Below are 12,899 nucleotides of genomic sequence, written 5' to 3' on the forward strand. Positions count from 1 at the left end.
ATGAGTATCCAGGTCAAGAACGTAGAGAAGCGCTTTGGCGATTTCGTCGCGCTGGACAATGTCTCGCTCGATTTCGACGAAGGCGAGCTGACCGCGCTGCTGGGGCCGTCTGGTTGCGGCAAGACCACGCTGCTGCGCATCATCGCCGGCCTGGAGCGCGCCGACGCGGGCAAGATCGTGCTGTCCGGGCGGGACGCCTCGGACCAGCATGTGCGCCAGCGCCAGGTGGGCTTCGTATTCCAGCACTACGCGCTGTTCAAGCACATGAGCGTGTTCGAGAACGTGGCCTTCGGCCTGCGCGTGAAGCCGCGCGCCGAGCGCCCGAGCGAAGCGCAGATCCGCGAGAAGGTGCATTCGCTGCTCGACCTGGTGCAGCTGGACTGGCTGGCCGACCGCTACCCGTCGCAGCTGTCGGGTGGCCAGCGCCAGCGCATCGCGCTGGCGCGCGCGCTGGCGGTGGAGCCGCGCGTGCTGCTGCTCGACGAACCGTTCGGTGCGCTCGACGCCAAGGTGCGCAAGGAGCTGCGCCGCTGGCTGCGCCGCCTGCACGATGAACTGCATGTGACCAGCGTGTTCGTCACGCACGACCAGGAAGAAGCGCTGGAAGTGGCCGACCAGGTGGTGCTGATGAACCGCGGCCACGTCGAGCAGTATGGCTCGCCCGAGGCGGTCTACAACCATCCGGCCACGCCGTTCGTGTTCGGCTTCCTCGGCAATGTGAACCTGTTCCACGGCCGGCTGGAAGTGGGCGAGAGCGGCGGCCTGCTGCATACCGGCGAAGCGGTGCTGCCGGTGGTCGGCAGCGGGCACGAGACCGCAGGTGATGCGGTGGCGTATGTGCGTCCGCACGACCTGGACCTGGAGCGCTATTCGCCCGGCGCCGACGGCATTGCCGTGACGCTGCGCCGCGCGCTGACGCTCGGCCCGGTGGCCCAGCTCGAACTCGAGCGTGAAGACAACCAGGACGTGATCGAGGTGGCGCTGCCGCTCGAGCGCTTCCGCCGCGCGGGCTTCCGCGAGGGCGAGCTGCTCGCCGTGCGGCCGCGCCAGCTGCGCGTCTTTACGCAGGCCAACGGCACTGCCCCCATCAAAAAACAAGAGGCCGCACGATGAACTTCCAGCAACTCCGATCGATCCGCGAGGCGGTGCGCCGCCAGTTCAACCTGACCGAGGTCGCCAACGCGCTCTACACCTCGCAGCCCGGCGTGTCGCGCCAGATCCGCGAACTGGAAGAAGAGCTGGGCGTGGAGATCTTCGAGCGCTACGGCAAGCGCCTGACCGGGCTGACCGAGCCCGGCCGCGAGATCGTGCGCATCGTCGAGCGCCTGCTGCTTGAGGCCGAGAACCTGCGCCAGGCCGGCGACGAGTTCGCCGGCCGCCATACCGGGCGCCTGACCGTGGCCACCACCCACACGCAGGCCCGCTACGCGCTGCCGCGCGTGGTGCAGGCCTTCCGCCGCGAGTATCCGCACGTGACCCTCGCGCTGCAGGAAGCGTCGCCCACGCATATCGTTGAGCTGCTGCTGACGGGGCAGGCCGATATCGGCATCGCCACCGAAGCGCTGGCGACCGAAGCCGGGCTGACCTCGTTCGAGGCTTACAGCTGGCAGCACGTGCTGGTGGTTTCGCCCGACCATCCGCTGACGCGCCTGCCCGAGCCGACGCTCGAGGACGTGGCCGGTTTCCAGCTCATCACTTACGACGCCGGCTTTACCGGCCGCCGCAAGATCGACAGCGCCTTCGCCGAAGCCGGGCTGCAGCCGGAGATCGTGCTGACCGCGCTCGACGCCGACGTGATCAAGACCTATGCCGAGCTGGAGCTGGGCGTGGGCATCATCGCGTCGATGGCGTACGACGAGCGCAAGGATTCTGGCCTGGTGCGCATCAAGGCCGACCACCTGTTCGCGCCCAACACCACCAGCGTGGCCGTGCGCCGTGGTTCCTACCTGCGCGGCTATGCGCACGCCTTCATCAATATGTTCGCGCCGCACCTGTCGCGCGACACCGTCAGCAGCGCGCTGTCGGAGCAGGAGCGGCAGGCGCTGGCGGCCTGAGCGCCGCCCGTATCTCGGCCCGGCGCCGGGCTTTGCCCGGCGCCGGATGGCGTTGGCTGCACCTCGCCGCCTTCCGCGCGCGCCGTCCGCCCCCGCACGGTGCCGTTCGCGCCCCGTTTCCACCGTTCGTCGCAACAGGCTTTCTTCGCAGCCGGGTGAAGGGTAAAGTCCGTGCACGTGCCACGCATGGCCTTCCGCATCCGGATTGAACTTGCGCGGCGCTTTCCCGCAGTGCAACAGATATTGCGCGCGGCTGCCCCTTCGGCCCCTGGCCGGGCGATGTAGGCGGGCAGAAAAAGGGCAAGGGAGAGAGACGATCATGCGCAAAGAACCGCTGCTGCGCTGGCAGTGGCGCGGCTATGGCCGCAACCACCAGCATCCCCGCAACCTGCTGCTGCATATCGTGGCCGTGCCGATGTTCATGGCGGGCACGGTGCTGGGCGCCTATGGCATTCTGCGGCTGAGCCTGCCCGCGGTGGCGCTGGGGCTGGTGTGCATGGGCATGTCGCTGGCGCTGCAAGGGCGCGGGCACCGGCTCGAGGCCAACGCGCCGGAGCCGTTTGCCGGACCGGCGGACATCGCCGGACGCATCTTCGCCGAGCAATGGATCACCTTCCCGCGCTATGTGCTGTCAGGGCAGTGGTGGCGTGCGCTGACCGGTGAGTGTGGCACGCGCGTCACCTCGGGGGATTGCGCCGAGACCAGCCAACGCTAACATACCGCCATGAACCGCTGCATCTCCACCGTCGCCACCGCGCCCCCGTCGCGGCTTACCATCCTCGGGCGCGACCTGCTGTTCGTGCTGTGCATGAACACGGTCATCGCCGTCAGCCTCAACTACGGCTTCCAGACCGGCGGCACGCTCTGGCACAACTTTGTCTACAGCCAGCTGATCGGCCTGTCGATCTGGCTGCTGATCGATATCCCCCGCGTCGGCATCTGGTGGAACGACCGGCCGCGGCGCTGGCCTTTCCTGCTGCTGGCCGCCGCCGCGGTGCCGACCGGCGTGGTGATCGGCGGCTGGGCCACGCGCGTGGCGCTGGACCTGCCGCCCAAGTCGGTGGCCGAAACCGGCGACATGCTGCGCATGTGCCTGGTGGTGGGCATGCTGGCATCGGCGTCGATGATCTATTTTTACTGGTCGCGCGAGAAGCTCGCCTACCTGGAGCGCCAGGCCGCGCTCGACGCGCTGCAGCGCGAGGAAGCCGAGAAGCAACTGGTGCGCGCGCAGCTGATGGCGCTGCAGGCGCAGATCGAGCCGCACTTCCTGTTCAACTCGCTGGCCAACCTCGACGGCCTGATCGCCACCGACCCGCCCGCCGCGCGCCAGCTGCTGCAGCGCCTGATCGGATTCCTGCGCATGTCGCTGGCCCACACCCGCGCCGAGCAATGCACGCTGCGGCAGGAGTTCGAGCTGCTGCGCAGCTACCTGGATATCCAGGGCATGCGCTTCGGCCAGCGGCTGTCGTATGACATCGACCTGCCGCGCGAGCTGGCCAAGGTCGAAATTCCGCCGATGCTGATCCAGCCGCTGGTGGAAAACGCGGTGACGCACGGTATCGAGCCTTGCATGATCGGCGGGCATATCCGCCTGTCGGCGCGCGCCGCCGGCGACGATGCGGTGCAGGTCATCATTGCCGATACCGGCGTGGGCTTTGGCCAGGCCTCGGGCAAGGGCTCGGGGCTGGGCATCACCCATGTGCGCGAGCGGCTGGCACGGATCTTCGGGGCCGCCGCCAGCATGCAGATGGAAGAAAACACGCCGCGCGGCGTGGTGGTGCGGCTGACGCTGCCGCTGGTGCGCCCGGTCGAGGCGCCGACCCTGACGCAGACGGTCACGCTGCCGGAGAGCATGCCGGTGTCGCCGGCGATCCAGCGGACCTGAACGCGCTGCTGGTGATCGCCGGTGCGAAGACAACGAGGGGCGCTGCGTAGGGCGGCGCCCCCAGCATCGCCCAGATTTTTTCACTGCCCCCAACCTCGCCCCCATGACTCCGACCCTTCTGATCGCCGACGACGAAGCGCTGCTCGCGCGCGTGCTGGAATCCGAACTGAAGTCGCTGTGGCCCGAGGCCCGTATCGTCTCGGTCGTGCACGACGGCATGGCCGCGCTGGCCGCCGCGCGCGAGCACCAGCCGCGCGTGGTGTTCCTGGACATCCGCATGCCGGGCATGAGCGGCATGGACGTGGCGCGCGAGCTGATCGAGTTTGATATCCCGCCGCTGGTGGTCTTTGTCACCGCCTATGACCAGTTTGCACTGGAGGCCTTCGAGCGCGCCGCGGTCGACTATGTGCTCAAGCCGGTGCAGCGCGAGCGGTTGGAGGCGACCGTGTGCCGCCTCAAGGAACGCCTGCAGGCGATGTCGGACACGGAGGACGACGCAGACGAGGAGACGGATGAGGGCGCCGCCATGCTCGACACCGACCGCCTGGGGCAACTGCTGGCGCGGCTCGAATCCCTGGAGCACGCCACGCCCGGCGGCGCGTCGCAGCGCCAGTACCTGCGCTTTATCAAGGCGCTGGTCGGTCAGGAGGTCCGCATCATCCCGGTCGACGAGGTGATCTACCTGGAGGCAACCGACAAGTACGTCAACGTGGTCTCCAGCGCCGGCGAGGCGCTGATCCGCACCAGCCTGCGCGAACTGACCCAGCAACTGGATCCGGAGCGTTTCTGGCAGGTCCACCGCGGCACGGTGGTCAACATCGACTGCGTGGCCAGCGCGGTCAACCAGTCGCTGGGGCGGCTGTCGCTGCGGCTGCGCGACCGGCCCGAGCTGCTGCCGGTGGCGCGCCAGTACGCGCACCTGTTCAAGCAGATGTAAGGATCGCAGCAAGCGGCGGTACCGCCACCCGGCTGCAGCGTGGCGCGGTTTTCCTCTATGATGCGGGCTTCGGCCCGCATTTTTTGCTGGCTCGCCGCATCTACTCCGCAGCCCGCAACCGCACCTTCCGCCCGCGCCATGTCCACCGCCGCCATCGATCCCGCCCGCAATCCGCTTCGCCATGACGCCCAGGTGATCGGGCTGGTCGGGCTGGCGCATGGGGTCTCGCATTTCTATCATTTGCTGCTGGCGCCGCTGTTCCCGTGGATCAAGGCCGAGTTCGGCCTGAGCTATGCGGAGCTCGGCCTGCTGATGACGGTGTTCTTCGCCGTGTCGGCGGTAGTGCAGACCGCCTCGGGTTTCGTGGTGGACCGCTTCGGCGCGCGTCCGGTGCTGTTTGCCGGGCTGGCCTTCCTGGGCAGTGCGGCGCTGCTGCTATCGGCCAGCAACGGCTATGCCGCGCTGCTGGCCGGCGCGGCGGTGGCGGGGCTGGGCAACGGCGTGTTCCACCCGGCTGATTTCACGCTGCTGAACAAGCACGTATCGCAGCCGCGGCTGGGCCATGCGTTCTCGGCCCACGGCATTTCCGGCAACCTGGGCTGGGCGGCGGCGCCGCTGTTCCTGGTCACCATCGCCAACCTGGCCAGCTGGCGCGTGGCGCTGGCGGCGGCTTCGGTCGTGGCCTTCGCGGTGCTGGCCGTGCTGGTGGTGCTGCGCCATGTGCTGGATCCGCGCGAGGTGCGCGACTCCGTGGGCCGTCCCGCCGCCAGGGCCGCCGGCGGCAGCCTGCTGGGCTTCCTGCGGCTGCCGCAGGTATGGGTGTGCTGGGCGTTCTTTCTGCTGACCACGTTCTCCGCCGCGGGCATCCAGAGCTTTGCGCCGACCGCGCTGACCTACCTGTACGGCATGCCGTTCACGCTGGCCACGGCTTCATACACCATTTACATGCTGTGCAGCGCCGGCGGCATGGTGGTCGGCGGCTTTGCCGCCAGCCGCACCAGCAACCATGACCGGCTCATCGCCCTCAGCTTTACCGTCTCCGGCCTGTTCGCCATCCTGGTCGGGTTGAACCTGTTCCCCGCGCTGCTGGTGCCGGTGCTGATGGGGGTGATCGGGTTTGGCGCCGGCATCGCCGGTCCGTCGCGCGACCTGCTGGTGCGTGCCGCCGCGCCCGCCGGCGCCACCGGCCGTGTCTATGGCGTGGTCTATTCCGGCCTCGACATCGGGCTGGCCTGCGGGCCGCTGTTCTTTGGCGCGCTGATGGATGCGCGGCTGCCGGCCTGGGTGTTCTTCATGATCGGCGGCTTCCAGCTGATCTCGATCTTTACCGCGGTGACGGTGGGCAACGGCAACCGCTCGCGCCGCGGCGCCGCGGCGCCGGCAGCCTGAACCGGGCCGGCGCCGCCGGCCGCCATTGCCTGCCCTCTGCGCGTCTCGCCTTGTTCCAGCCTGCCTCGAGGATGTTTCCATGACTTTCACGCCGGGCCATTCGAACCCTGACACTCCCCATTCGCACGAAGCCGGCGAGGTGCCGATGCTGGGCGGCCATATCCTGGTCGACGCGCTGCTGGCGCATGGCGCCGAGCTGGCCTTCGGCGTGCCGGGTGAAAGCTACCTGGCGGTGCTCGACGGCTTCCATCGCCGCCGCGACCAGCTGCGCTTTATCGTCTGCCGGCAGGAAGGCGGCGCCGCGGTCATGGCCGAGGCCTACGGCAAGCTGACTGGCCGTCCCGGGCTGGCTTTCTGCACGCGCGGTCCTGGCGCCACCAATGCCAGCATCGGCGTGCATACCGCGTTCCAGGATTCGACGCCGATGATCCTGTTCATCGGACAGGTCGGTACCGATTTCATGGATCGCGAAGCCTTCCAGGAAATCGACTACCGCCGCATGTACGGCGAGATGGCCAAGTGGGTGGCGCAGATCGACCGGGTCGAGCGCATCCCCGAATACATCGCGCGCGCCTACCAGACCGCCACCTCGGGCCGGCCCGGCCCGGTGGTGCTGGCGCTGCCGGAGGACATGCTGGCGCAGACGGCCGTGGTGCCGCAGCTACGCGGCTACGAGCGCGTGCTGAGCTGGCCGGGCGATCCCGGGATGGCGCGCCTCCAGCAAATGCTTGAAGCCGCCGAGCGGCCCTTCGTGCTGGCCGGCGGCAGCGGCTGGACGCCGCAGGCCTGCGCCGACCTGCAGGCCTTTGCCGAACGCTTCGCGCTGCCGGTAGGCTGCGCCTTCCGCGGGCAGGACCTGTTCGACAACCGCCATCCCAACTATGCCGGCGATGTCGGCATCGGCATCAACCCGGCGCTGGCCGAGCGCATCCGGCAATCGGACCTGGTGCTGGCCATCGGCCCGCGCCTGGGCGAGATGACCACCGGCGGCTACGCGCTGATCGCCGCGCCGCGGCCCGCGCAAACGCTGGTGCACGTGCACGCCGGTGCCGAGGAACTGGGCAGCGTCTACCAGGCCGACCTGATGATCCACGCCTCGATGCCGGCCATCGCCGCGCGCCTGGCCGCGCTGGAGCCCGCCGCGGCGCCGCGCTGGCAGCCCTGGACCGAAGCGGCCCATGCCGATTACGAGCGCTACCTGCAGCCGCCTGCGTATGCGGGGCAGGGCGTCGACATGGCCGAGGTCATCCGCACGCTCGACCAGATGCTGCCGGACGATGCGGTGGTCACCAACGGAGCCGGCAACTACGCTGGCTGGCTGCACCGCTACTTCCGTTATCGCCCGTTCCGCAACGGCGGCCGCGGCCAGCTGGCGCCGACCAGCGGCGCGATGGGCTATGGCGTGCCCGCCGCGGTCGGCGCCAAGATTGCCTTCCCGCGGCGCACCGTAGTGGCGCTGGCCGGCGACGGCTGCTTCCTGATGAATGGCCAGGAACTTGCTACCGCCATGCAGTACCAGGCGCCGGTGGTGTTTATCGTCGTCAATAACGGCATGTACGGCACCATCCGGATGCACCAGGAACGCGAATACCCGACCCATGTATCGGGCACCGAATTGCACAACCCGGACTTTGCCGCGCTGGCGCGCGCCTATGGTGCGCGCGGCGAGACCGTGACCTCCACCGAGGCCTTCGCCCCGGCGCTGCGCGCCGCGCTGGACGCGCCGGTGTCGACGCTGATCGAGATCCGCGTCGATCCGGACGTGATCACGCCGCGCACCACGCTCAGCGCGATCCGCGCGCAGGCGCTGGCCGGCGGGCAGCACTGAACCCGGCGCGGCCGCAACGGATCCTTACCATCCATCAGGAGACCATTGATGAAGCCTGTCACCACCGACCTGTGTGACGCCCATGAAGACCGCCTCGCGGCCGGCACCCTGCGCGTGATGGCGCCGGTGTTCCGCGCCTGGGGCAAGCAGGGTGCCTTTGCCGGCCCGGCCGCGACGCTGAAGGTGTTCGAAGACAATGCACTCGTGCGCACCGTGCTGGAAGCGCCCGGCCAGGGCCGGGTCCTGGTGGTCGACGGCGGCGGCTCGCTGCGCTGCGCGCTGGTCGGCGGCAATCTCGGCCTGCTGGCCGAGAAGAATGGCTGGGCCGGCATCGTCGTCAATGGCTGCGTGCGCGACAGCGCCGAGCTGGATGTGTGCGACATCGGCATCCGCGCGCTCGCGGCGCATCCGCAGAAGAGCCAGAAGCGCAACGCCGGCGAAAGCGAAGTCACGGTGCAGATGCCCGGTGCGGTCGTGCGTCCGGGCAACTGGATCTATGTCGACGCCGACGGCGTGCTGGTCTCGGACGACAAGCTGGAGGGCTGAGCATGCCGCGCGTCTTCGTCTACGGCACGCTGCGCGCCGGCGAGGTCAACGACCTGAATGCGGCCGCGCGGCGGCACGGCATTGCCGCGCCCACGCTGCTGGGCACGGCGACGGTGTCAGGCCGGCTCTATGACTTCGGCACCTATCCCGGGCTGGTGCTGGATGCGGCGGCCGGGCCGGTTGTCGGGGATATCTACGACATTGCCGATGCACTGCTGCCGGTCCTGGACGAGATCGAAGAGGTGTACCCGGGTCAGGCTACGCTGTTCGTGCGCGAGGAATGCGCGGTGCAGCAGGATGGCAAGCCCGTTGCCTGCCTGCTGTATCCGGTGGCGGAAGCCGCCGTGGCCGCGTTGCCGCATATTGGCAGCGGCGACTGGGTGGCCTACCGCCGCGCGCGCGATCCTGCCAGCCCCTGAAAGCGGTCAGGCAAAGTCATCTGGTCAACGGCGCCCTTGAGGCGCCGTTTCCTTTTGGCTCGCTTGCGACCAATCACGCGCATGCATGCCATTCCTGCGATTTTTCACGATGTGGAAAGCTGTTGCGGTCCGCAAAAATACATGGTTTGCGGAGCACAACTCCATTTCTCATGATGGAAGATTATGTCCCGCATCGTGAAATAAATTTCATAAGCATATGAATTTATTGAAGAAAAAAACTAAGCGGCAACTTCAGTTCAGGGTTGTTGCAACGCGGGAGCATTCCCTACACTCTTATATAAGACACATGACCTGAGACGCAAAAAACGCCCCCACAGGCGGCGCCCCAAGGCAGGTGATCAAGAGATTCTCAGCCATCCAGGCATCTTCAGGAGAGTGACCATGAACCGCCAAGAACAGATCCAGGCACTGCAAAAAGACTGGGATACCAATCCCCGCTGGAAAGGTATCAAGCGCAACTTCACCGCTGAAGACGTTGTGCGCCTGCGTGGTTCGGTCCAGGTCGAGCATACCCTGGCCCGCCGTGGTTCCGAGAAGCTGTGGAACCTGCTGCACACCGAGCCGTTCGTCAACTCGCTGGGCGCGCTGACCGGCAACCAGGCCATGCAGCAAGTGAAGGCCGGCCTGAAGGCCATCTACCTGTCGGGCTGGCAGGTTGCCGGCGACGCAAACCTGGCCGGCGAAATGTACCCCGACCAGTCGCTGTACCCGGCCAACTCGGTGCCGCAGGTGGTCAAGCGCATCAACAACACCTTCCAGCGCGCCGACCAGATCCAGTGGAGCGAAGGCAAGGGCGACACCGACTTCTTCGCCCCGATCGTGGCTGACGCCGAAGCCGGCTTTGGCGGCGTGCTTAACGCGTTCGAACTGATGAAGGCCATGATCGAAGCGGGCGCCGCCGGCGTTCACTTCGAAGACCAGCTGGCTTCGGTCAAGAAGTGCGGCCACATGGGCGGCAAGGTGCTGGTGCCGACCCGCGAAGCCGTCGCCAAGCTGACCGCCGCGCGCCTGGCTGCCGACGTCTCGGGCGTGCCGACCCTGGTGATCGCTCGTACCGACGCAGAAGCCGCCGACCTGCTGACCTCCGACGTCGACGACAACGACAAGCCGTTCTGCACCGGCGAGCGCACCGTGGAAGGCTTCTACCGCGTCCGCAACGGCCTGGAGCAGTCGATCTCGCGCGCGCTGGCGTACGCTGAAGTGGCCGACCTGGTGTGGTGCGAAACCGGCAAGCCGGACCTCGAGTTCGCCAAGAAGTTTGCCGAAGCCGTGCACGCCAGGTTCCCGGGCAAGATGCTGGCGTACAACTGCTCGCCGTCGTTCAACTGGAAGAAGAACCTGGACGACGCCACCATCGCCAAGTTCCAGAAGGAACTGGGTGCGATGGGCTACAAGTTCCAGTTCATCACGCTGGCCGGCTTCCACTCGCTGAACTACTCGATGTTCAACCTGGCCTACGGCTACGCCCGCAACCAGATGAGCGCATTCGTGGAACTGCAGGAAGCCGAGTTCAAGGCGGCCGAGAAGGGCTTCACCGCGGTCAAGCACCAGCGCGAAGTCGGCACCGGCTACTTCGATGCCGTGACCCAGACCATCGAAGGCGGCCAGTCGTCGACTACCGCGCTGAAGGGTTCGACCGAAGACGAGCAGTTCTTCGAAGACAAGAAAGTGGCCTGACTCTCCTGGTCACTCCGCCGGCTAGTGGGTCCGGCGGATCGGGGGGCGTGCGATCATCACGTCCTCCTTTTTAGGCGACGCGCCGTTCTCTCTCAGGGACGGCGCGCTTTTTTTTAACGCCCCATGCGGTGATCGTAGCTGCTAGAAATGCGCGCCATCAGCGCTGGATCGTTTTCGCCCATGCTGTCGAATGTCACCCGCACGTGGCCGTCTGGCAGCTGGTCCACACCCGCCATCACCGTCCGGCTTTCCAGGCTGCCGACCACCACGCCCCTGACCGGATCCGCGAGACTGATCGCCAGCCCCTGGTCATGCATTGCCCCCGCTGCCGCGGTGAAGGTGCGATCGAAGCTGGCCGGCGTCATCACCGTAAAAGAGCCTCTGTCATCGGAGGTCGAGGCACATGCCGAAAGCGCCAGGATGCCGACGCAGGCTATGAGTGAAAGTCGCATGATCACACCTTCCGTCTGCCCCCGACCGAAAATGTACGCGTTGCGACTTGGTGCGAATTTCCACTCGCTGATCGCCCTCCCACAAGCTTAGGTGACCTTGGCGAAGATTCCATCCGAGGTCGGTCGATGCGCCGCGGAGTGCCGGGGCGGAAATCAGTGCCAAATGCAATAAATTGTTATATCTGACGATTTATTGCATTTGGGTGATGCCGTCAGCAAGTGGATGCCATAAAGTGCCCGGGCCTTTGTCGGCACATTCTGAGCCTCCACCAAGAACAACATCATGAAAGCATCATTCTCTCTCGCTACCTGCGCCGTCGCGGCCGCACTGCTGGCCGGCTGTTCCGGCGGCATGCCCACCAACATCGACGGCATGGTGTCCGCCGGCTCCTCGCTGGCCAAGGCCGCGACGCTGAGCGACGCGGACGTCAAGAGCCTGTCCGACCAGGCCTGCGCCGAATCGGACAAGACCAACAGGATCGCCGGCGCCAATACCACCTACGGCAAGCGCCTGGCCAAGATCATGAGCGGCCTGAACGGCAGCAACGTGCCCAACGTCAACGCCAAGGTGTACATGACCAAGGACGTCAACGCCTGGGCCATGGCCAACGGCTGCGTGCGCGTCTACAGCGGCCTGATGGACATGATGACCGACGATGAAGTGCGGGGCGTGCTGGGCCACGAGCTGGGCCATGTCGCGCTGGGCCACACCAAAAAGGCCATGCAGGTCGCCTACACGGCAACCGCCGCGCGTGGCGCGGCCGCGTCGGCCGGCAACGGCGCGGTGGCCGCGCTGTCGTCGTCGCAACTGGGCGAACTGGGCGAGAAGCTGGTCAACGCGCAGTTCTCGCAGTCGCAGGAAAGCGCGGCGGATGACTACTCGTTCGACCTGCTGACCAAAAACAAGGCCAACACGCGCGGACTGGTGACGGCGTTCCAGAAGCTGGCCAGGCTCGATGGCGGCAAGTCGAGCATGTTCTCGTCGCACCCGGGTTCGGATGACCGCGCCAGGCATATGGAGGAGCGGATCCGCAAGGCTTCGTAAGCTACCGGCCGCACCCATGACAACGCCCGCACCGGGGAGCCCGGTGCGGGCGTTGTGCCTTCTGCCGAAGCAGGCCGGGGGTCACCGATACACGATCACCGGGATGTCGGTATGCGTCAGCACCTTCTGCGTTTCGCTGCCGAGCAGCAGGCCGGACAGCCCGCGCCGGCCATGCGACGCCATGAAGATCACGTCGCAGCCATGGCGCTCGGCCGCGTCAATGATGCCGAGGTAGGGCACCGCGAAAGTCGACATGTCGGCGTCGAAGACGACGCCGGCCGCGCTCGCCAGGTTCTCGACTTCCTTCAGGTAGAGCTTGGCCTGGTTCTCGATGCGGTCCTTGAAGGCCTGCGGCGCCTCGACCACGATTTCGCTGAACGGGGTGTAGGGATACTCCTCCAGGCAGACATAGGCCGTGACGCGCGCGCCGATGGCCTTGGCGAGTTCCAGCCCGCCGTTGATGGCTTTCTTGGAGAGTTCCGAGCCGTCGGTGGGTAGCAGGATGTGTTGGAACATGCGGGGCTCCTTTTCTGACTAGGGAATAGGGAAGGGGGCAGGGCGGCCGCCCGGCGCCGGGGGGGCGATGCCGGGGCAGTGAAAGCGCCTGTCTGAATCCATTGTAGTCAGGGTGCCGAGTACGGCATTG

13 protein-coding genes are annotated in these 12,899 nt (G+C 67.0%); 11 read left to right on the forward strand and 2 right to left on the reverse strand.

What is annotated here, in order from left to right:
• The 10 genes from IPF36_RS06170 to aceA all read left to right on the forward strand — a co-directional run bounded on the left by IPF36_RS06170 (position 1) and on the right by aceA (position 10,756).
• Positions 1-1,113, forward strand: a complete 1,113-nt coding sequence (locus tag IPF36_RS06170; protein ID WP_195427586.1) for a sulfate/molybdate ABC transporter ATP-binding protein — start codon at positions 1-3, stop codon at positions 1,111-1,113.
• The gene (locus IPF36_RS06175) at positions 1,110-2,054 is read left to right on the forward strand and encodes a CysB family HTH-type transcriptional regulator (RefSeq protein WP_133096430.1); all 945 of its coding nucleotides are present in this window, start codon (positions 1,110-1,112) and stop codon (positions 2,052-2,054) included. Before IPF36_RS06170 ends, IPF36_RS06175 begins: the two co-directional genes overlap by 4 nt.
• Before the next feature lie 319 nt (positions 2,055-2,373).
• Entirely contained in the window at positions 2,374-2,769 is a 396-nt protein-coding gene (locus IPF36_RS06180) for an Mpo1-like protein (protein ID WP_195427587.1), read from the forward strand.
• A gap of 9 nt (positions 2,770-2,778) precedes the next feature.
• Positions 2,779-3,939, forward strand: coding sequence for a sensor histidine kinase (locus IPF36_RS06185; RefSeq protein ID WP_135705451.1), 1,161 nt, complete (start codon positions 2,779-2,781; stop codon positions 3,937-3,939).
• 103 nt (positions 3,940-4,042) lie between these two features.
• Positions 4,043-4,876 carry a LytTR family DNA-binding domain-containing protein gene (locus IPF36_RS06190; RefSeq protein WP_135705450.1) on the forward strand — a complete coding sequence of 278 codons (834 nt, stop codon included), beginning with the start codon at positions 4,043-4,045 and terminating at the stop codon, positions 4,874-4,876.
• 138 nt (positions 4,877-5,014) lie between these two features.
• A complete protein-coding gene (locus IPF36_RS06195) occupies positions 5,015-6,265 on the forward strand; it encodes an MFS transporter (RefSeq protein WP_195427588.1) in 1,251 nt (416 codons plus the stop codon).
• 145 nt (positions 6,266-6,410) lie between these two features.
• Positions 6,411-8,093 (forward strand): thiamine pyrophosphate-binding protein, encoded by a 1,683-nt coding sequence (locus IPF36_RS06200; RefSeq protein ID WP_135706285.1) that lies wholly within the window; start codon positions 6,411-6,413, stop codon positions 8,091-8,093.
• A gap of 48 nt (positions 8,094-8,141) precedes the next feature.
• Complete coding sequence (gene rraA / locus IPF36_RS06205; RefSeq protein WP_135705448.1) at positions 8,142-8,639, forward strand: ribonuclease E activity regulator RraA; 498 nt, start codon at positions 8,142-8,144, stop codon at positions 8,637-8,639.
• A 2-nt stretch (positions 8,640-8,641) separates the two neighbouring features.
• On the forward strand, positions 8,642-9,058 hold the full coding sequence (locus IPF36_RS06210) for a gamma-glutamylcyclotransferase (protein ID WP_133096424.1): 417 nt from the start codon (positions 8,642-8,644) through the stop codon (positions 9,056-9,058).
• Between the two features lie 402 nt (positions 9,059-9,460).
• Positions 9,461-10,756: an isocitrate lyase gene (gene aceA / locus IPF36_RS06215; protein ID WP_135705447.1), complete on the forward strand. Its 1,296-nt coding sequence runs from the start codon at positions 9,461-9,463 to the stop codon at positions 10,754-10,756.
• Positions 10,757-10,869: 113 nt separating this feature from the next.
• On the opposite strand, the gene IPF36_RS06220 is transcribed toward aceA, so the two are convergent.
• Complete coding sequence (locus tag IPF36_RS06220; RefSeq protein WP_133096422.1) at positions 10,870-11,208, reverse strand: penicillin-binding protein; 339 nt, start codon at positions 11,206-11,208, stop codon at positions 10,870-10,872.
• A gap of 283 nt (positions 11,209-11,491) precedes the next feature.
• On the opposite strand from IPF36_RS06220, the gene IPF36_RS06225 reads away from it, so the two are divergent.
• Positions 11,492-12,253: a M48 family metalloprotease gene (locus tag IPF36_RS06225; protein WP_195427589.1), complete on the forward strand. Its 762-nt coding sequence runs from the start codon at positions 11,492-11,494 to the stop codon at positions 12,251-12,253.
• Between the two features lie 81 nt (positions 12,254-12,334).
• On the opposite strand, the gene IPF36_RS06230 is transcribed toward IPF36_RS06225, so the two are convergent.
• The gene (locus IPF36_RS06230) at positions 12,335-12,769 is read right to left on the reverse strand and encodes a universal stress protein (protein ID WP_133096420.1); all 435 of its coding nucleotides are present in this window, start codon (positions 12,767-12,769) and stop codon (positions 12,335-12,337) included.
• Positions 12,770-12,899 lie beyond the last annotated feature (130 nt).

This window comes from Cupriavidus sp. IK-TO18 (assembly GCF_015549295.1).
In the GTDB taxonomy this organism is placed as follows: Bacteria; Pseudomonadota; Gammaproteobacteria; order Burkholderiales; family Burkholderiaceae; genus Cupriavidus; species Cupriavidus oxalaticus_A.